The sequence below is a fragment of the Bacillus massiliigorillae genome (assembly GCF_000380245.2).
In the GTDB taxonomy this organism is placed as follows: Bacteria; Bacillota; Bacilli; order Bacillales; family DSM-1321; genus Bacillus_AD; species Bacillus_AD massiliigorillae.
Map to the genome: position 1 here is coordinate 1,163,457 of NZ_HG428741.1, position 20,655 is coordinate 1,184,111.

Annotated in this window: 13 protein-coding genes, 1 pseudogene and 2 riboswitches; of the genes and pseudogenes, 10 read left to right on the forward strand and 4 right to left on the reverse strand. The window is 33.4% G+C overall.

What is annotated here, in order from left to right; all coding sequences use genetic code 11:
* Nucleotides 1-177 precede the first annotated feature (177 nt).
* The 4 genes from TX86_RS05505 (at nt 178) to TX86_RS05520 (ending at nt 3,945) form a co-directional block, all read left to right on the forward strand.
* The gene (locus TX86_RS05505) at nt 178-834 is read left to right on the forward strand and encodes an ArsR/SmtB family transcription factor (RefSeq protein ID WP_042347008.1); all 657 of its coding nucleotides are present in this window, start codon (nt 178-180) and stop codon (nt 832-834) included.
* A gap of 22 nt (nt 835-856) precedes the next feature.
* On the forward strand, nt 857-1,177 hold the full coding sequence (locus tag TX86_RS05510; protein ID WP_042350196.1) for a DsrE/DsrF/TusD sulfur relay family protein: 321 nt from the start codon (nt 857-859) through the stop codon (nt 1,175-1,177).
* A 124-nt stretch (nt 1,178-1,301) separates the two neighbouring features.
* On the forward strand, nt 1,302-2,612 hold the full coding sequence (locus TX86_RS05515; RefSeq protein ID WP_042347010.1) for an MFS transporter: 1,311 nt from the start codon (nt 1,302-1,304) through the stop codon (nt 2,610-2,612).
* Nucleotides 2,613-2,709: 97 nt separating this feature from the next.
* On the forward strand, nt 2,710-3,945 hold the full coding sequence (locus TX86_RS05520; protein WP_042347013.1) for an MFS transporter: 1,236 nt from the start codon (nt 2,710-2,712) through the stop codon (nt 3,943-3,945).
* Nucleotides 3,946-4,201: 256 nt separating this feature from the next.
* Here the strand turns inward: TX86_RS05520 and metE are convergent, their stop codons facing one another.
* On the reverse strand, nt 4,202-6,520 hold the full coding sequence (gene metE, locus TX86_RS05525) for a 5-methyltetrahydropteroyltriglutamate--homocysteine S-methyltransferase (RefSeq protein WP_154663053.1): 2,319 nt from the start codon (nt 6,518-6,520) through the stop codon (nt 4,202-4,204).
* A 131-nt stretch (nt 6,521-6,651) separates the two neighbouring features.
* Nucleotides 6,652-6,842: riboswitch (cobalamin riboswitch) on the reverse strand.
* A 331-nt stretch (nt 6,843-7,173) separates the two neighbouring features.
* Nucleotides 7,174-7,372: riboswitch (cobalamin riboswitch) on the forward strand.
* Between the two features lie 282 nt (nt 7,373-7,654).
* Here metE and TX86_RS05530 point away from each other — a divergent pair.
* A complete protein-coding gene (locus TX86_RS05530; protein ID WP_042347019.1) occupies nt 7,655-7,873 on the forward strand; it encodes a hypothetical protein in 219 nt (72 codons plus the stop codon).
* Nucleotides 7,874-8,044: 171 nt separating this feature from the next.
* Here TX86_RS05530 and TX86_RS05535 read toward each other — a convergent pair.
* Nucleotides 8,045-8,779, reverse strand: a pseudogene (locus tag TX86_RS05535) (class I SAM-dependent methyltransferase).
* Nucleotides 8,780-9,328: 549 nt separating this feature from the next.
* Between TX86_RS05535 and TX86_RS05540 the strand changes: the two are divergent.
* The 5 genes from TX86_RS05540 to TX86_RS05560 all read left to right on the forward strand — a co-directional run bounded on the left by TX86_RS05540 (nt 9,329) and on the right by TX86_RS05560 (nt 18,222).
* The gene (locus TX86_RS05540; RefSeq protein ID WP_042347020.1) at nt 9,329-9,961 is read left to right on the forward strand and encodes a hypothetical protein; all 633 of its coding nucleotides are present in this window, start codon (nt 9,329-9,331) and stop codon (nt 9,959-9,961) included.
* Nucleotides 9,945-10,706, forward strand: coding sequence for an ABC transporter permease (locus TX86_RS05545; RefSeq protein WP_042347022.1), 762 nt, complete (start codon nt 9,945-9,947; stop codon nt 10,704-10,706). The genes TX86_RS05540 and TX86_RS05545 overlap by 17 nt, the downstream gene beginning before the upstream one ends.
* 25 nt (nt 10,707-10,731) lie before the next feature.
* Complete coding sequence (locus TX86_RS05550; RefSeq protein WP_042347024.1) at nt 10,732-11,400, forward strand: ABC transporter ATP-binding protein; 669 nt, start codon at nt 10,732-10,734, stop codon at nt 11,398-11,400.
* A gap of 15 nt (nt 11,401-11,415) precedes the next feature.
* Complete coding sequence (locus TX86_RS05555; protein WP_052343543.1) at nt 11,416-12,402, forward strand: ABC transporter substrate-binding protein; 987 nt, start codon at nt 11,416-11,418, stop codon at nt 12,400-12,402.
* A gap of 306 nt (nt 12,403-12,708) precedes the next feature.
* Nucleotides 12,709-18,222, forward strand: a complete 5,514-nt coding sequence (locus tag TX86_RS05560; protein WP_052343544.1) for a S8 family serine peptidase — start codon at nt 12,709-12,711, stop codon at nt 18,220-18,222.
* Nucleotides 18,223-18,489: 267 nt separating this feature from the next.
* Here TX86_RS05560 and sstT read toward each other — a convergent pair whose 3' ends face one another.
* Both sstT and TX86_RS25625 read right to left on the reverse strand, forming a co-directional pair.
* On the reverse strand, nt 18,490-19,695 hold the full coding sequence (gene sstT / locus TX86_RS05565) for a serine/threonine transporter SstT (RefSeq protein WP_042347027.1): 1,206 nt from the start codon (nt 19,693-19,695) through the stop codon (nt 18,490-18,492).
* A gap of 312 nt (nt 19,696-20,007) precedes the next feature.
* Nucleotides 20,008-20,655 (reverse strand): hypothetical protein, encoded by a 648-nt coding sequence (locus TX86_RS25625; protein WP_052343545.1) that lies wholly within the window; start codon nt 20,653-20,655, stop codon nt 20,008-20,010.

Here is a 20,655-nt window from a genome sequence, read left to right on the forward strand (position 1 = left end):
GTTGTTTTTCTTTATAGAATATGAATAGGGAAGGTAAACGTGATTAATGCCTATTGAAAAGTGAGTATATTTCGATGGTAGTTTGTTTAATTCGAGTAATAAAAATTGACCGAATACAATATTTATATTTATAATACAACTATTCAATAAAACAATTGAATAGTTGAGGTGGAAGTTATGTCAGAAGAAAGAGATTTAAAGGATATGTTATATCAGGAGTTTGCCAGAATCGGTAAATGTCTTTCAAGCCCGAAAAGATTAGAAATTCTAGATTTATTATCTCAAAGTCCAAAATCTGTCGAGTCATTATCGAAAAGTACGACAATGTCAGTTGCCAATGTGTCGCAGCACTTACAGACGCTTTATAATGCACAATTGGTCAAGTACAAGAAAAAAGGAAACTTTGTGATATATGAGCTAGCTGATGATGCAGTTTCTTCTTTTATAACATCTTTACATGGATTAGCAGAGAAGCAATTACCACAGGTTCAACAAATCAAGAAAGAGTTTCTAAATAATCATTTCCATTTGAATGGCGTTTCATTAATGGAGCTTAAAGCTCGAATGGAGAACGGTGAAGTATTATTACTAGATGTTCGTCCTAAAGAGGAATATGAAGAAGCACATATACCTGGTGCTATTTCTATTCCAATAGAAGAATTAGAAGCTAAGCTTGCTTCATTACCTACTAATTGTGATGTAGTGGCATATTGCAGAGGACCGTATTGTTTAATGTCAGTAGAAGCCGTTGAACTGTTAAAAAACAAAGGTATTAATGCTTTTCGTTTAGAAAAAAGTGTTCAAGATTGGAATGAATTTGTTAGTCAAAATTAATCATCAAGGGAAGAGAATAGAAATGAAATTAGGTATTATTTTAGAAACAAAAGAACCAGAAAAAGCTTGGAATGCTTTTCGATTTGCAAATACTGCTTTAAAAAGAGAGCATGAAGTTAAATTTTTTCTAATGGGTGAAGCAGTAGAATGTGAAAATATTGATCATCCGAAATTTAGAGTTGTTGATGAAATGAAAACATTTGAAGAGTTACAAGGTATTATATTAGCTTGTGGAACATGTCTGAAATCAAGAATGATGGATGAATACACTGCATGTCCTATCTCTACTATGAATGATTGTGTGGAGTTAGTGGAATGGGCAGATAAGACTGTTACATTTTAAAAAAAGTGGATTATAGAATCTGTGAACTATGTATGAAAAGAAAGTTTAATTATTTAGGAGTATGGGATGTATAAAAAATTGATACGAAAAAGTGAAATCAATAGATTGGATGGGAGGGGTTTATATGTTAAATAACGATGCTTCGAGCTCTTCCGAAAATCAACCAGCTTGGTTGCAAAGTTATATTGACTCACCAGAAAAACAACGAATGTTATATAAAAAAACGTTAATTATAGTTGTTTTTTCACAAATATTTGGTGGTGCTGGATTAGCAGCAGGTATTACTGTAGGAGCTCTTCTTGCTCAAGATATGTTAGGAACGAATAGTTTTGCAGGTGTACCTACTGCTTTGTTTACACTTGGATCAGCTTTGGCTGCTTATCTTGTTGGGAGGCTTTCACAAGGTTTTGGCCGTCGACTAGGGCTTGCAACAGGATTTATAACAGGTGGAATTGGTGCGATAGGGGTAGTAATGGCAGCAGTAACAAATAATATTTGGATATTGTTTGCCGCACTATTTATTTATGGTTTTGGAACAGCAACGAACCTACAAGCTCGTTATGCAGGTACTGATTTAGCAACTGCTAAGCAGCGAGCAACCGCAGTAAGTATTGCAATGGTTTCTACAACATTTGGAGCTGTTGCTGGACCTAATATGGTTGATGTAATGGGTAGTTTTGCAACGTCAATTGGTGTACCGGCTTTAGCAGGTCCATTTATCTTAGCAGCAGCAGCTTACATTGTAGCTGGTCTCGTTTTATTTATTTTTCTTCGCCCAGATCCGTTCATTGTGGCAGAAGCCATTGAAAATGCAAAGAAAAAAAATGCTAGTAAGTTATCAAATTTTAATTCTCAAACAGTAACAGATAATAAGAGAGGCATTGCTGTTGGAGCAACGGTAATGGTATTAACACAAATTGTTATGGTAGCAATTATGACGATGACACCAGTACATATGCAACATCATGGTCACGGATTAAGTCAAGTTGGCATTGTGATAGGTATTCATATAGGCTCCATGTACTTACCTTCTTTAGTGACAGGTGTTCTTGTTGATAAAGTAGGTCGTACTTTCATGGCAATGGCTTCAGGAGTTACGTTATTAGCAGCAGGTGTTACAGCGGCTATGTCATCAGCTGGTTCTATGGGAGGGCTAATGCTCGCTCTTGGGTTGCTTGGATTAGGTTGGAATTTCGGATTGATTAGCGGGACGGCTTTAATAGTTGATTCTACAACGCCTGCGACTCGTGCAAAGACGCAAGGAACAGTTGATGTTTTGATTGCTTTGGCTGGTGCATCAGGAGGCGCACTTTCTGGTATGGTTGTTGCCAGTTCGAGTTATGCAACACTATCGCTTGCAGGAGGATTTCTTTCATTATTACTAATTCCTGTGATTATTTGGTCTCGTGCAAAATCAACTAAAGTATCAGCGTGAAATTATTTCATAAGAAAATGCTATTTTAATATAAAAAGAGATTTAAATGAGTTAAAGGACCTGATGATTATCAGGTCCTTTTAAAGAGGGTGGGTAGATGGTTCAAACAGTAAAGCAAATGAAAGTTGGGGTTAAAGAAAATTTGTTTCAATTTTCACTGTTAGTTCTTATTAATTTATTTGTTGGTTTTATGGTTGGTCTAGAGAGAACTATACTTCCAATATTAGGTGAGGAAAGCTATGGAGTTGCTTCTACAAGTGCGGCTCTCTCTTTCATTATTAGTTTTGGATTTGCCAAAGCTATAGTAAACTTTTTTGCAGGAAATCTCGCTGATCGGATTGGGAGAAAACAAGTCCTGCTATTAGGGTGGGGGCTTGGCTTGTTTGTTCCTATCATCGTTATTTTTGCTTCATCTTGGTGGATGATTGTTTTTGCTAATATGCTTTTAGGTATTAATCAAGCATTAACATGGTCTATGACTGTTAATATGAAAATTGATTTGGCAAAACCAACCCAAAGAGGCTTAGCTGTCGGTTTAAATGAATTTGCAGGGTATATTGGTGTTGCTTTAATGGCATTTATATCTGGCTATATAGCTTCAAACTATTCGTTGTGGCCTGAACCATTTTATATAGGGATTCTTATTGCAATAATTGGATTTATCCTTTCCTTAACAATTAAAGATACGAGTGAGCATTTAAAGAAACAAATCCAACAGCAATCCAGCTCTATACAAAGAGAGCTTCATACAAAAGAGATTTTCATTCTAACTACTTGGAAAGATAAAAATTTATCAAGTAGTAGTTTTGCAGGGTTAGTAACCAATTTAAAAGACGGCATGGTATGGGGACTTTTTCCGTTATTTTTTGCATCTACAGGGCTATCAGTTAGTCAAATTGGTCTGATTGTGGCAGTTTATCCAGCAGCTTGGGGATTTTTTCAATTATTTACGGGAATATTAAGTGATCGAATAGGGCGTAAATGGATCATCACACTTGGAATGTGGGTTCAGGCAATTGCATTATGGTTGTTTCTTATTGTAGATAGTTATCCACTATGGATAGGTGGAGCCCTTGTATTAGGTATTGGTACAGCTATGGTGTACCCTACACTAATTGCTTCCATTGGTGATGTAGCACATCCGACATGGAGAGCCACTTCTTTAGGAGTATACCGTTTTTGGCGAGATAGCGGCTATGCTTTTGGTGCAATATTAGCAGGCGTTGTGACAGATATACTTAATGTAAATTGGGCAATTGGTTTAGTAGCATTTCTTCCATTATTAGCAGGGCTGATTACGGCATTTCGGTTGAACGAAACATTAAGGAAATAGTGATTAATAAAGTTGTTCGAAACGGTTCTTTACATAGAGGAATCATTTTTTTATTGCTTTGAATGAAAATAGGTTTGGAATCATCAATAAAGAGCCTGATTCATAATTGAAATCAGACTCTTTAATATGGGGTGTTTTTAAGATAATATTACTATACAAAAAATATTAGAAATCAGTTACATATATTTGTTCGTTTAACTTTTCAGAATGAATCTTTACTAATACTTATTTGGATGTTGTAAAATTCCAAAGTGTTTTATCTTTCAGTTATAGTATTTGCTAAATTCATTTGGTCATTACTTTTACGGAAGTATTCTGTTGCTTGAACCATATTTTTAAGAGCAGCAACTGTTTCTTCTTCTTTTCTTGTTTTTAATCCGCAATCTGGGTTAATCCAAATTAGATCCTTTGGTAATACAGTTGAATATTTTTGAATCACATCAGAAATTTCTTCAACGGAAGGAACTCTTGGGCTATGAATATCATATACGCCAAGACCAAGGCCTTTATCATACGATTTTAGTTGTGAAGATTGAAGAAGTTCGCCGTGACTTCTAGAAGTTTCAATAGAAATAATATCAGCATCAAGCTTGCTGATTACATCTAAGAAATTGTTGAAATCACAATAACACATATGTGTATGAATTTGTGTAGTTGCTTCAACGGAAGACGTTGCTAATAAGAATGATTGAACGCCCCACTCTAAATATTCTTGCCACTCTTCTTTTTTCAAAGGTAAACCTTCACGTAATGCAGGCTCATCTACTTGAATCATTTTAATATCATTCTTCTCTAAAATTTCGATTTCTTCTTTTAATGCAAGTGCGATTTGATAGCATACGTCTTCTCTTGATATATCATCACGAACAAACGACCAATTTAGAATAGTAGCTGGACCTGTTAGCATACCTTTCATTGGCTTGTTAGTTAAACCTTTAGCATATAAACTTTCTTTTAATGTCATTGGTTCAACAAAAGCAACATCTCCGTAAATAATAGGTGGTTTAACACAACGTGAGCCATATGACTGTACCCAGCCGTTTGAGCTAAAAGCAAAACCAGCTAGTTTTTCTCCAAAATATTCAACCATATCATTTCGTTCAAATTCACCATGAACTAGTACGTCTAGACCAATTTCCTCTTGAATTGTAATCCATTTAGAGATTTCTGCTTCTATGAAACTAGTATACTGTTTATCTGACCATTCGCCATTTTTAAACTGACGTCGAGCTTTACGAACTTCCAAAGTCTGCGGAAAACTTCCAATTGTCGTTGTTGGATAGTCTGGTAGCTGCCAAAAATCTTGTTGAATGCTTTTTCTTTGTTCAAAGCTTTCAGTGCGTGAAAAATCTTTCTGAGAAATATTTTGTACTGCTAAATGTACTTCTGAATTATTACGAGCAGGAGACATATTTAGAATTTGTAAATCTCTAGATGTTTTTTCAAGAGCTTCTTTACTATCAGTAGAATTATATTCAATGCTAGTTTTTAATAATTGCAGTTCCTGAAGTTTCTCTTCAGCATAAGCTAGAGCATTTTTAAAAGTTTCATCTAATTTAGTTTCATTACGTGTTGTAATTGGAACATGTAATAAACTACAAGATGGTTGAATCCATACTCTTTCAGTTGGTACTTTCTCAAGAATATGATTGATTATATCTTTCTTCTTCATTAAATCTGCTTTCCAAATATTTCGGCCATCAATTATTCCTAGACCTAATATTTTATCTTCTGGAAAGCCATATGATTGCATGTTTTCTAAGTTCTTGTTAAAGCCATGAACGAAATCTAATCCGATTCCTTGTACTGGTAGGGAAACAATGGCTTGATATTCATTTATAGAATCAAAATATGTTTGAAGCATAATGTTTAAAGAAGGTGCTGCTTCATGTAATTGTTCATATATATATTGAATAGTTTTTAGTTCATCATTTGTAATAGATGTTGCAAGAATTGGTTCATCGATTTGTACCCATTCTACACCTTCATTTTGTAACTCTTTAAGAACTTGTTGATATAAAGGAATCAACTGTAAAAGAAGGCTAGGAAGATCTTTTTCGTTATATCCTTTAGAAAGCTTGATAAACGTATATGGTCCAACAATGACGGGTTTTCCGTTTATTCCGAACTTTTCTTTTGCTTTACGAAAAGCCTTTAAAGGCTTATTTTCTACTAATTGAAATTTCTGATTGTTAAATTCAGGAATGATATAATGGTAATTGGTATTAAACCACTTAGTCATTTCTGATGCAACCGCTTTGCTATTACCTCTAGCAATCGAGAAATATTGAGATAATGTATTACCATCTTCTTCAGAAGCAAATCGATCTGGAATAACACCAAACATCGTAGCAGTATCCAACATATGATCATATAAGCTAAAATCATTTAATGGGATATAATCAATATCCGAATCTATTTGTTTTTGAAGGTTAGAATAAAGTACGTTGTCTGTTAATTGTTCAAATTGATTCTCATCTATTTTTCCAGACCAAAATTGTTCTAGAGCTTTTTTCCACTCTCTATTTTCTCCAATACGTGGATAACCTAAATTACTAGTTTTCAAACTATTCATCTCCCTGTAATATAAATACAAAAAATAAAAAGGCATTTCTAACTATCTCCATAGAAAAAAAGTTAGAAATGCCCATAAGTATTCACAGGTTTATTCATTCTAACACCTCCCTATCTCCCGTAGGTAAAAAAACAGTGTTGTCGAAATAGGCAGGTCTCCTGACTTAAGGATCATCGTTAGTCACTATCTTCCCAATTGTAAACAATCAGTGATTTCCATGTGCTAACTCCTCTAATACAGTGGCGGGACCGTGTTGGATTTGCACCAAACTTCCCTTTTAATTCTTAAAGTACTTTAAGAAACCTATTCCCACAAATATTATTTTTTAGATAATTAAGAAAATAAAATCTACAAAATCATAACACTTATACTTATCATCGTCAATCACTTCCAATAGTAATACATATATCTTATGGATATATTTAGATAATGCTATCTTGATCTTTTTATATTTTAATATAGTAAAATTCGGAAGTTATATATAAGTAATTTAAACATTGAGTAAGGGTGATAAATGTGTTCAGAAGCTAATGGTGGCACACACTGAGAGTATTAATTTGTAATGAATCTACTAAAAACGTTAAGGGATATGCAAGGCACTAAACAGAGGAGTTGTAATTTTCAAATTGTTTTGTTATATTTATCTAGAAAATTGAATAAGCGAATTTATAGGTGTAGATAAAGTTATAAGTGTTTATCTGCTTAAAAGGGAAGTCGGTTAGAGTCCGGCGCTGTCCCGCAACTGTATTTGGGAGCGATTCGTAAATACCACTGTTTCTTTCAAAAAGAAATGGGAAGGTACGAAAAGCGATGATCATAAGCCAGGAGACCTGCCTATAAATAGTGGCATCAATTACCTACGCGGATAGGGGGTGTTAATGGCGGAATTAGTGTATTAGACATGGTTTTTAAATGATGAATTAATCATGTTTATTTGAGTATTTTTCGTGAATTAACAACTTCAAAAGGAAGTTGTTTTTTTTGTAGCAGCTCAGATCATTTAATTGAATGACTTCACCGGCAATTCAATACTTATTATTCATATCAATGATTGAGATTCTTCATTTACTGAGTTGCTACTATGTTATGACTTCAATAAGAATTTAACAAGTTTGGTTTTAGGAGGAATATGAAATGTTAGGTACAGTTGAATATTACAGCGATTGCTTTAAATCTCACATTTTAAATAAATTGGTTGATGAGAAGAATCAATCATTAGCACAAGTATATTTGAAGTTAGTAGAAGATATAGACGAGAAAAATGAAAATCAAGAAACAAAAAATCATTTATATAAAAATTTAGATAAAGCATTTAGAAATTTACAACAGGAAATATTTGGAGCGGGGGAGTAGTATGACGATGGGAGTTAACTTTTCTCCTGAACTCGATAGGGTTGTGGCAGCTGTAACAAAGCTGTCCTTCCTAGATACGGTTCAAGGAGAAAGTATATGAGACGTAGAGTTATCTAAAAACATAGGAAATAAACTATCCTAAATGACCCATGTATATTTGATGTTCTTCGTTTATTTTTTTAACTTAAAAACTATGAAGTCAGGGCACCTTAAGTCTTCTTCAAATGAAGGGTATTTTTCTAGCATTTCTTTTGATGGCTTCGGTTCAACAATGCTTTCTAGTACAAAACCCGTATTGAGTAGGGTGTTTATATAACTAGTTAATGTTCGGTGGAACAATACCATTTTTTCTTTATCACCTAATTTTTGTTCATACGTACCCTCGTAAAAATATTGATCTACGTTCCAGTGTAACTTCTCACCATTTTCTGTTTTCTCCCAACCACTTTCTGGGGTAACGAAACAAGGGTGCAAAATTGAGAAAATTAAACTGCCTCCATTTACTAATAACCGATACATTTCTCGAAATGCTAGTTCATAATTTGCAAGGTCTTGAATTACCATATTGGATACGATAAAATCGAAACAATTATCTTCTAAAATACTTAGATCCTCACAGTTTCCTTGTTTATAATCTATAATCAAATTCTTTGGAGTTCTGTGTTTTGCTATTTCTATCATTCTCGATGAATAGTCGACTGCTGTTACCGTAGCACCACACTTCGTTAGAGTCTACTTAAATATCCTTCACCACATCCAGCATCTAATACTTTTTTATTTTTAACTTCTCCCATAAGTGAGAATAATGTGGGATTTAAAAAGACTTCTTTATGAAAATCTCCTTGTTCAGTTATGATTTGCTGCATATGTATCTGCAAAGGCATCCCATCTTTTAATCGCTTCCATAGTATTAATATTTAACTTCAATTTATTTTCCTCCTGTATTGGTCACCTTCGAATTTTTTATTTTTTAATCAATACTTTGCTAATAAGTGTTTCTCTATAATTTCTATATTTTTTTGCATAGTTAATAAAATGCTCTCTAATATTAGGATGCAAAATAATATTATTAATTCGGATAGTTTAATCCATTTTATATCAGTCTGGCTTGTGTTGGGGTTTTTTGGAAATCTTGGACTAGGATACTCCATCTATAAGTAGTGTACAACAAATTGGATTATTTTGTTACTTGAAAGTGTTTTTTAATAGATATAAGTGAAATAGGTTACAAGTATGCCACATTATCAGTGGGGCTGGCCTAATAGAATTTTATGAAGGATTTTGTGATGTTGTTGTAATTCTTTCATTTATAAAGGCTTTAATAGATTGTATTTGTGATAGGAATATTATCATAAACGATATTGATAATCATTATCGTTTATGATAATATTATACCAAAATAATTTTATGGATATGAACTTTATTAAGAGATTTCTAAAAAGAAAGGAGAAAGAAGTGAATAAATATATTTGGCTAAATCCTGTTATTTTACAAATGTATAATCAGGAAGAATTAAGTAATCATTTAGTAAACTTAGGTTTTGAAATGATTACTGTCGAAGAAAATCACTTACAAATAGTGAAAAATAAATATAAAGAACAGTATAAGGATTGTAAGCGTCTTCTTTGTGATAATAGATGTCCCAAAGCTGTATCTTATGTAAGAAGTCATTACAATGACCCTAATTTGGAGTATTCAGCTATTCAACCTATTTTGATTCATTGTGCTGAAGAACTAGCAAATAGATATAAAGATTATGATGTAGAATTATATATCATAACTCCATGTACAGATTTAAAAGACCAAGGTAACAAATTAAATATGAAAAATACTATATTTCAAACGTGGACAGAATTTTGCAGAGATCACAACATCATGATAAATAGTAAATCGATTCAAAATAGTCCAATTCCACCTGGTTTCTTTGATAATATTCCGAATGTGGTGAGTCTTTCTTCAAAAAATGATATCGATAGTTATTTTCAGGAAGTGACTCAGAAAGATAAACGATTAATTGAAATGTTGTATTGTCCGGGTGGTTGTCATAATGGAGATGGAGTAAAAATAGCAAATGAAAAATATGATTAAAAGGCTAGTGCCGATTGCTCTTATCTTGATCTTATGGTATTTATGTAGCTACTACAAAGTTTGGAGCGCATATGTTCTACCTAGTCCTATGCAAGTGTGGAATACCTTTATGTTAATGGTGCAAAGTGGAGAGCTATTTGTACATATTTGTGCAAGCTTGAACAGAGTGATGATTGGTTTTTCAATTGCCTTTGTTTTCGCTTTTATCCTTGGTATTATTGCTGGTTTAAAACCATCCTTTTCTCCTTATTACAATCATATAGTGGAGTTTTTCAGAAATGTGCCTCCTTTGAGTTTAATTCCTCTCTTAATTTTATGGGTTGGTATTGGAGAAGAATCTAAAGTAATCATCATAATTTTAGCTTCGTTTTTTCCAATGTTTTTAAACATAAAAAAGGGTTTTGCTTCATGTAATCCAAAACTACTTGAAGTTGGAAAGGTATTAGGTTTAAATGCAAGGCAAAGATTTTTAAAAATCATTTTGCCCTCTGCAGTTCCAGATATTTTTTTAGGTATGAAGGTAGGTCTTGGATATAGTTGGAGAGCCATTATTGGTGCAGAAATGATTGCTGCCGCAAGCGGATTAGGATACTTTATTTTGGATGCACAGACAATGTCTCGCTCTGATAAAGTGATTGTTGGGATTATCGTAATTGGTCTCCTTGGGGTTTTCTGCGATAAAATCTTTACTATTTTAACGAAAAAATTCACGCATATTGGAGGTGTGAAAAATAGCTGGGATTAGAATCAATCAACTATATAAAAGTTTTATGGTAGATGGTAAAAAACATGATGTTTTACATGATGTTAATGCTTTTTTACCACAGAATAGCATTAGTGTGATTTTAGGGAAAAGTGGATGTGGTAAAACAACTTTTTTGCGCATCTTAGCAAATCTTGAGCAATATGACCAAGGAGAAGTATCAATCAATAATGATGAGAAAATTGGCTTTGTTTTTCAAGAACCACGCCTAATGCCATGGTTGTCGGTATCTAAAAATATTACATTTGGTTTAGAAAAACAAATGATAAATCTAAATAAATTAGAAGAATTAATGAACTTGATAGGATTAAAAAAATTTGAAAAAGCCTATCCACATCAATTATCTGGTGGTATGCAGCAAAGAGTAGCATTAGCAAGAGCATTGGCTTATGACCCATCGATTATTTTAATGGATGAACCATTTGCAGCATTGGACTATTTTACGCGTGAAACGATGCAGAAAGAATTGATAAGAATTTATCAATTGAAAAAGAAAAGTATCATTTTTGTTACGCATAGTATTGAGGAAGCGATAGCAATAGGGCAAAATATACTCGTTTTTAATGAAGGAAAAGTTCATGCTCAATTTAACTTAGAGCAATATGAATATCCTAGAGATGTATTATCACCTTCACTTATTGAGATAAAAAAAGAAATTTTGAAAAAATTAGCATGAGAGCGAGAGAATAAAATGAAGAAATGGTTATTATCTTTACTGGTTTTATTAAGTATTTCTGCACTAGTTGCGTGTGGAAATGATATCGATTCTAAAAAAGACAGTTCAGAAAGCAAAGATAAGAAAACGTCTACTGTTGATAAAGTGAATGCAACTTATGTTAAATCTCCATTAAATGTACCTTCTATTGTAGAAAAAGAAAAAGGCTTTTTAGCTAAGTCTTTTGCCGAAGAAGGAATTGATTTCGAATATTCTAATTTAACAACAGGTCCTGAACAAACTCAAGCTTTAGCTTCAGGAGATATCCAATTCCTAAATGCAGTTGGAGCTACATCTGTCATTTTATCTGCGTCTAACGGTGCGGACATAAAAATTATGAGTATGTATAGTCGTTCGCCAGAGGCTTTTATGTTATTTACAAACCTTAAAGATGTTAAATCACCTAAAGATTTAGTAGGGAAAAAAGTAGCGGGTCCAAAAGGAACGATATTACATGAAATGCTTATTCATTATTTAGCAACTGAAGGATTAACAGAAAAAGATATTGAATTTGTACAAATGGACTTACCTTCTGCACAAGCTGCATTAGTGGGGAACGAAGTAGACTTTGCTTTATTAGCTGGAGCGAATGCATATAATATGATTCAAGACGGATATCAAGTTGTTACGAATGGTAAAGGATTAGTTGATGGAACCATTGTTGTTGCAACTAGTGAGGATTTCTACTCGAAAAATCCAGGTTTAGTAAAGAGATTTTTACAAGTTCAAAAAGAAACATTGAAATACATGGAAGATCATTATGAGGAAGTCATGGAAATTTCATCTAAAGAAACGGACTTACCTTTAGATGGCGTTAAAGAAATGTATAAAATGTATGATTTTAATATGGAGATATCACCATCTGATATAGCTAGTATGGAAAAAACAGTAGAATTTATGAAGAATAATAATATGATTGAGAATGATGTAGACATCAAATCTTTAATTTTAAACATAGAATAATAGAAAATTGAACTAAACAAAGTGAATTTTAAACACCTTCCATTGACATACGGTTATTGTAACCTAGAAGATCAATGGAAGGTGTTTTTTATAGTTTACTAAAATACTCTACTTTCATAATGGAGTATTATCATATGTATTTCTCTATATTAAAATAATTATTTTTATTTTAAAATCAATGGGTACTAAAGTTTTAAAAGATGCGTATTCAAACAAATGTAGAAAGAAGGGTTTATTCTTTCTAATTGACAATGATTATCATTATCTGTTAAAGTTTGTTTGAATTTCAAATAAAGGGGTTTAATTATGAATAGTAAACTGTTTAAGTCAGTAACAGCAACATCCGTTGTCATTACTGCTACTATGCCATTAGGGCTAATAGCGTCTGCTGACGAAGTAGAAAATCAGGATGGGTTAAAGGGCGGCAATGCAAGCAATGAGTTTAATAGTGTAAAAGTCAGTCAAGAACAGATTATCGTAAAATATAAAGATATAAATACTTTGAATAATATGAAAGCTAATCAAAATGTTAAGCAATTAGGTGGAGAGTTAATTGCAAAAGAAAATGATATAGTTTTGTATAAAGTTCCTAAAGAAAATATTGATACCACATTGGAAGCATTGAAGGAAATGGCGAATGTTGATTATGCAGAGAAAAATATTACATACTCTATTGAGGGTGTTAATGATACATATTATGAAAATCAATGGAACTTATCTTCTGTCGGTGCTCAAACAGCTTGGGAAATGTTAAAGGGTGAAGACAAAGGTGCAGTGGTTGCTGTACTGGATACAGGTGTACAAGGTTCACATGTTGATTTAGACGGTCGAGTACTAGAAGAAGCAACATTTGTTGATGGGTATGATGAATCCTATCAAGGTGACGATCAAGGACACGGAACATTCGTATCAGGGCTTATTGCAGCAAATACAAATAATGCAAAAGGTATTGCGGGAGTTGCTGGAACGGGGGATGTGAAGATATTACCAGTTAAGGTAATGAATAAATCAGGGATAGGGGATGCTTTTTCTATAGCAAAAGGTATTGAATATGCAATAGAAAAAGAAGTTGATGTTATAAATCTAAGCATAAGTGGAGAGTACAGTGAAGCTATTGAACAAGCAATTAACAAGGCTCACGATGCTGGAATTGTGGTTGTTGCTGCAGCTGGCAATGGTGGTGGAAATGCTGACACTTCTTATCCAGCAGCATTACCAAATGTTATCTCTGTAGGTGCCATTGCAGCAAAAGACCAAGTTTACAATGGATCGAATTACGGAAGTACTTTAGATTTAGTAGCGCCCGGAGTCAGTGTAATAAGTACGGCTATTTCAGGTGATTTAGGTGATGAAAATGGCTACTATAAAACAGGTACGGGTACATCCTATGCAGCTCCTCATGTTTCAGCCATTGCTGCTTTATATAAAATACAAAATCCAACGGCATCCGCTAGTGAAATTGAAGTAGCTTTAACTTCAACAGCAACAGACTTAAATGAAGAAGGTTGGGATGAAAAAACAGGCTTCGGAAAAGTAAATGCTGCAGCAGCCTTAGCTGGAAATATTGATATTGAACCACTTTCATTCACGCTTCCGAAAGTTAATGAAAATGTTATTAATAAAACAACTATACAAGTTTCATTGAATAACACAGCGGAAGTTGAGACAACAAAGTTTTTTGTAGATACAATTACGGAAGCTAATCTTATTGATGAAGTGAAGGGAGACGCTACGACTGCAACTATAGATTGGGATACTACTAAAATAACAGATGGAAAACACTCTATCATTGCTGCTACGTATAGAACAGATGGTACAGTATTAAATCAAGTATCACGCGAAGTTACTGTTCGTAATCAAGCTCAATCAGGTTATATGTTTAGTGTGAAAACACCGAACAATACAATTGCTAAAGGAGCACAAGTTCAGCTTTTTGATAAAGTAGTAGGAGAGGATGGACAGTATTCTTATTCATCTCTTTGGTCTGGTGTAACAAACTCTGAAGGAGTTGTCCGTGTACCAAGTAATATTGGCACAGATTTAAAATCACTTAAAGTAGTTGTTCAAGGAAAGTTTGATGCAGCTAATGGTGGCAATACGTGGTTTATGTATTCCAGAGAAGTAAATGGCAAAGGTACAATAGAGTTAGATAGTGATGATACAAAAGCTGTTACATTAAACACGCTTGATGAAAACAGTAAAAATGTAGATAAAGCACAATATTTTATCACAATGAAGGATGAAAAAGGTATTGAAATTACTTCTACTAAAAAAATCAATGAGGAAAATGCATTGGAGTCGCCTACTATTTATGTAGATGAAGGTGCTTACAATGTATATTCTTACTATAAGGAAGAGGGAAACACATACTTTTTAACAAATACAGACGTTGCTGTTACAAAAGAAACATCTGCGCTTATTTTCGATAGTCGTGATGTTGGAGAAGTTTCTCTTGATGATACCGGTAAGCTTGAAAATGCTGTTCTTTATTTATACAACGATTCCGTTTCTGAAATTTTGGGTTCATCAGAAGTATTAACAGGTCGAAAATTCTTCGTCACTGCTGGTGAGTACAATTATATGATTGATGCTGAGGTAAAAGGTAATAATGGTGAGAAGAATTGGGTTTATGTTTTCGCAAATAATAAAAAACAGGCTGTTGTTAAAAAAGGTGAAAAAAGAGCTATTAAAGCCGGTGAATCACTTGAAATTAGTGAATTACTTCCCGATCAAGATTCTTTAAAGCGTTACTATACGCAACGTGGTTTAACATATATTCAACGTGAAAATCCATATATTGCATATAAGTTAGACGGTGCTGTTTATACTAAGCAGGCTTTTTCAGATGCATATGATAATAAGCTAGTTGGTATGTATCGCGGTTCAATAGAGTCAACGAATGCATTATACAAAAAGAATGCAACTACTGGTGAAACAATCATTATGGATGAAGAAAATGAAGTGGCAGCTATTAATTTTGGTGATATCTATCCTATTTATCAAGTGAAGCGGAAACAAGATAATGTCATTATGTTGAATAGCTATGATAAAAATCCTACAAATCCAGCAAATCGTAGTTACTATTTCTATTCATTCTGGGTACCTAATAGTTCAACTGTAACGGCTGGAAAATATGAGATATCGTTAAAACTTAACCCAAGCCCACTTGCTCCTGAAGGGCTAGAGAAGGAAATGACAATTGATATGCAAGACTCTGGTGTCAATTTATCATTACAAGACAATCAAGGTAAAAATGTGGCTACGTATGTAACCATTAATCGAGTGGAAAAAGATGCACATGGTGATTATAAATGGGTACAAGCATTTGGACGTAACTCAGATGCTACATCTAAAATATTGTCAATCCCTTCTAATCTTGAGGTTAGTAAAGAAAAAGGTGGTAACGTTGCAATCATTCGTTATACTACATCAACTGGTGAGTTCGGCTACTTATTCCGTCAATTTACTGATTTGGAAGAATTGTCAAATAAAATGACTATACCAACGGATATGCAAAAAGTATCTATTTCTGCTATGAAAGGAAATGAAAAACTTGATGGTGTGTCTTCTAAGCTTTGGATGATTAAACAGCCGGTCACTGTAAGTGGAACAACAGTGTATCCAACAGCTAATAATTTACAGAACTATACAAAAGATGCTATATATTTAGAGCCTGGTTCCTTTGTTATAGAAGGAAATTATGTTACGCTTCCAAACGCTGAAGGTGAAAAATCCAACTATTACTTTTTGGATAATAATGTGGAAATAAAACCTGGTGAAGAGAATAAGGTCATTTTCAATACAGACAAATTAGTAGAAATAATGATTGACGCAGATACAGCAGGATTCAAAGATGTTCGAGGGGCCATTTTATATCCTTATAATAAGTACAGTACTGAATTTATTAAAACTTTACGAGTTGGACATAAGTTCTATGTCCCTTCTAATTTAGAGATGGATTTACAGGTACAGCTTGGTTATGGTGATCCAGAATCCAATAACTATATTTGGAATTACTTTTTATCTAAAGGTACACAAGAGTTTAAGTCTAGTGAGAAAGTAAATTGGCGTGTCGGTGGTGATTTTCAAGCATTCATAACAATAGATGATAACAAGTTGGAAAAAGGAGAATTATTATCTGCTAAAACCTCCATTCAAGATTCTTTCGGTAATACCATTTCATCTGTACTAGTTAATACTACGTCAGATTATAGTATTGCTACCAATCAAGATGTGGCATATGAACGATTATCGAACGGTCAAATTATTGAAAAAATTATTTCAAAGGATAGCGGTCAATATTTGATCAGCCATAGCGGTATTCCTGAGGCAAATGCTGCTAGTGTTAAACCTTTTGTTCGTATATATGACGAAAAAGGCAGTAAGGTTTTTGAAAATGCAAGTTTAGATTATTACCGTTTTGCAAAGGATTTAGATGTATCATTACAAGCTGGTAAGTATCGAGCAGAATTAGCAATGGCAACTAGTCCAAAAGGTGCAATCCTTTCAAGTAAGAGCGACGGCCTATTTACGGTGTTAGATGAACAAAGCAATCAAACAAATCCGCCGTCAACAGGAGGAAATGAATCAACAAATCCGCCGTCAACAGGAGGAAATGAATCAACAAATCCGCCGTCAACAGGAGGAAATGAATCAACAAATCCGCCGTCAACAGGAGGAAATGAATCAACAAATCCGCCATCAACAGGAGGGAATGAATCAACAAATCCGCCGTCAACAGGAGGAAATGAATCAACAAATCCGCCATCAACAGGAGGAAATGAATCAACGAATCCACCTTCAGAGGAAAAGCCGGATGGTGAAAATACTAATGAATCATGGTCTAGTGAAAATTTAACCGCATCTATGTTAGAAACTACAAATGGTTATACTTATACATTTTCTGAAAAACAGCTAGAAATAATACGTAAATCAGAAAAGAATGTTGTTACTTTGTCTACTAAACAAGGATATATAATAGAGATTTTGAAAGATGATTTTAATGTAGGAGATGCTGGTTCCTTATCAATAAGATTAGTAGTTAAAGGAAATAAACTTTCTTTCGAAGCATTTACTAAAGAACAGTCTATTATATTTAAAAATTATGTTTCTATTATTCTTCCAAAAGAAAAAGTAGATGTTGGTTTGAATCAGGCAGTTGTATTGCGTGAAGGAACAAAGGGGTTAGAAGCTGTTCCACACTTAGTGACAAAAGAAGGAATTTTATTAAAACTGAAACATGGTGGGAATTTTATTATAAGAACTAATAACGTATCATTTGCTGATAGTATGAAAGATCCTCATAGAAATTATATTGAATCTTTAGCTAAACGATGTATTGTTCAAGGAAAGTCAATACAAAAATTTGACCCAACAGGAAATATGACACGCGCAGAGTTTTCTGTAATGGTTGCTCGTGCGTTAGATTTAAAATCAACATCACAATCGTTATTTAAAGATGTGAAAGGAAAGTGGTTTGAGGACGCCGTTCAAGCATTATATGAAGCAGGTATTGTAAAAGGGGTAAATTCCACAACCTTTAAACCAAATGAAACAATTACTCGTTTACAAGCTGCATTGATGTTATCGAACATTTTGGATTACGTAAAGTTAGATGTAAAAAACGTTGATTCATCTATAAAATCATTTAAAGACATATCTAAAATAAAGAAAGAAGAACAAAAAGTGATTGAACGTTTACATGCTCTGGAGATATTTGTAGGTAAAAAAGATGGGACATTTGGACCGTATGAGCAATTAACACGTTCACAAATGGCAAAAACACTATATAAATCTTTAGAAATAGCAGGTATGCTTTAATTTTTAATAGAAAAAATAGATTTTTTAATGTTGATAGTAGAGTTTATAAAGAAAGGGTTATTTTATTAGAGACAGTAATTAATTGTTGTCTCTTATAAAAAAGAAGGGGGCTGTCCGAAAAGCGATTTTCGGACAGCCTCTTTACATTCTTCTTTGCTACAATAGATTGATTAGCAAACGTTTTCAAATCAGCTTGTTGAGAATGTTCTACAAATAGCCTGATTTGAAATCATAAGTACTTTTCTTTGTAACCAAGCAATTTATTTATCATTTACGTGTTTTAGCAAATTCTGCAGTTGCTGTAAATAGTACGTCAGATGATGAGTTGAGTGCTGTTTCACATGAGTCTTGTAAGACACCTATGATAAAGCCAACCCCAACGACTTGCATAGCAACTTCGTTTGATATTCCAAATAGGCTACAAGCTAGAGGAATAAGTAGGAGTGAGCCTCCAGCAACACCTGAAGCACCAGCAGCAGAAATAGCTGATAGTACAGAAAGAATAAGTGCTGTGCTTATATCAACTTGAATGCCAAGAGTATGAACAGCTGCTAAGGTTAACACTGAAATTGTAACAGCTGCACCAGCCATATTAATGGTAGCTCCTAATGGGATTGATACTGAATAAGTATCTTCATTTAATCCTAACTTTTTACATAAGTTCATATTTACTGGAATATTAGCTGCCGAGCTACGAGTAAAGAATGCAGTTATTCCACTTTCTTTTATACACGTCAATACTAAAGGATAAGGATTTTTACGTGTATATATGAAAACGATAATTGGATTAACAATAAAAGCAATAATAAACATGCATCCAATTAATACAGCAAGTAGTTTTCCATAACTAAGCAAAGTGGAAAGTCCGCTTGTTACAATAGAATCGTAGACAAGTCCCATAATTCCAATTGGTGCTAAATTTATAACCCATTTTACTAATTGCGAAATAGCATCTGAAAAATTTGTAAGTACATTTTTGGTAGAATCAGAGGCAGTTCTTAAGGCAATACCAAGTAGTAATGCCCAAGCTAGGATACCAATATAATTGGCATTTAAAAGTGCATGAATCGGGTTGTCGACTACGTTAAATAGTAATGTTTTTAGTACTTCGACAATACCATCAGGAGGCGTTACGTCCTTTACACCTTCTGTAAGTGATAGAGTTATTGGAAAAATAAAGCTAACTACAACGGCCACCAAAGCAGCTAGAAATGTGCTTAATCCATACAGGCCGATGATGGATTTCATATTTGTTTTTTGTCCACTTTTATGCTTAGAAACTGCAGACATAACTAAGAACAAGACTAATAGTGGAGCTACGGCCTTTAAGCTACCTATAAATAAAGAACCTAAGATCGTAACCCAACTTGTAGCAGTAGGAATCGTTAGAGCTAAGATAATACCAATAATAATACCTATAAGTATTCGTTTTACTAGGCTCACCTGGTTCCACTTAATAATTACGTTTTTCATGTTGTCCCCCCGTTGGTGTAATAGTTGTATAGAATATCAGGAGAGAGCGTTGCTACTTTTTCCTTTTTAAACTATTTCTATAGTATATAAGAAAAATGTCGATTTATGAAGAATAATCTGAATTTACAATTAGTATTGTTGATATTTAATGAATTTTTTTATGAAATCGCACATTATATAGCGTAAAAAGGATAGATAAAGCAAACTCCAAATGTGCTTTATCTATCCTTTTTTATCTTAAATGGCTGAAACTTTAAAAAAGATTATTTCTATTAACTAATTGCTTTTTTGAGGATTGCGTTACTATTCTATTTAGATGATTTGCTCTGCAAAATAACCAAGCAGATTTATTTTTTCTCCTCTTTCATGATAATCAAGAAAGGTGCCAGGGTTGTCTGTTGAACCAATTAAAGCTTGTGAATGAATTTTTAAGCCTTCTTTTTCTAGATTTGATTCAAGGTAATCCGAATAAAGAACATGTTGATGAGCGTTAGGATATAAGCTATGAAAGTTACGCAATGAAGTAGATCCTTCGTGATAATATAAATAGTTACCAATAATTTTAGTTTCTCGATTTATATAATTCCGTAATAAAGTCATTGGAAAGACATCTTTATATGAACAAAATTCGTTAGTAGTTAAAGAATCAACTACGACATCTATTGCTCCATGTTTTAATGGAAGATTATAGTCAGTGTTTTGTATAAAAACCGCATTGAGTTTTGGATTGTTTTTTTCGATAAAAACTTTTAATTTTTTTATCATAGTCAAAGAGAATCCACAAAAAATAAAAAACGTATTTTGATCAAAAGAAGATATGTATTTTGGTAAGGAGACAGACGTATCAATATTTGTTTCAATTACGACTTTATTGGCTAAATTTTGTTCCCTTAATAGTTTAATAGTCCATTGTTCACCTTTTTCTCTTAAACTTACAAAGTTGGGGGTGAATTCGTCCAT

What these genes read in the sequence shown, in the direction of transcription:
- TX86_RS05505 (WP_042347008.1), top strand. Translation starts at nt 178, where the DNA reads ATGTCAGAAGAAAGAGATTTAAAGGATATGTTATATCAGGAGTTTGCC.
- TX86_RS05510 (WP_042350196.1), top strand. Translation starts at nt 857, where the DNA reads ATGAAATTAGGTATTATTTTAGAAACAAAAGAACCAGAAAAAGCTTGG.
- TX86_RS05515 (WP_042347010.1), top strand. Translation starts at nt 1,302, where the DNA reads ATGTTAAATAACGATGCTTCGAGCTCTTCCGAAAATCAACCAGCTTGG.
- TX86_RS05520 (WP_042347013.1), top strand. Translation starts at nt 2,710, where the DNA reads ATGGTTCAAACAGTAAAGCAAATGAAAGTTGGGGTTAAAGAAAATTTG.
- metE (WP_154663053.1), bottom strand. Translation starts at nt 6,520, where the DNA reads ATGAATAGTTTGAAAACTAGTAATTTAGGTTATCCACGTATTGGAGAA.
- TX86_RS05530 (WP_042347019.1), top strand. Translation starts at nt 7,655, where the DNA reads ATGTTAGGTACAGTTGAATATTACAGCGATTGCTTTAAATCTCACATT.
- TX86_RS05545 (WP_042347022.1), top strand. Translation starts at nt 9,945, where the DNA reads ATGAAAAATATGATTAAAAGGCTAGTGCCGATTGCTCTTATCTTGATC.
- TX86_RS05550 (WP_042347024.1), top strand. Translation starts at nt 10,732, where the DNA reads ATGGTAGATGGTAAAAAACATGATGTTTTACATGATGTTAATGCTTTT.
- TX86_RS05555 (WP_052343543.1), top strand. Translation starts at nt 11,416, where the DNA reads ATGAAGAAATGGTTATTATCTTTACTGGTTTTATTAAGTATTTCTGCA.
- TX86_RS05560 (WP_052343544.1), top strand. Translation starts at nt 12,709, where the DNA reads ATGAATAGTAAACTGTTTAAGTCAGTAACAGCAACATCCGTTGTCATT.
- sstT (WP_042347027.1), bottom strand. Translation starts at nt 19,695, where the DNA reads ATGAAAAACGTAATTATTAAGTGGAACCAGGTGAGCCTAGTAAAACGA.
- TX86_RS25625 (WP_052343545.1), bottom strand. Translation starts at nt 20,655, where the DNA reads ATGGACGAATTCACCCCCAACTTTGTAAGTTTAAGAGAAAAAGGTGAA.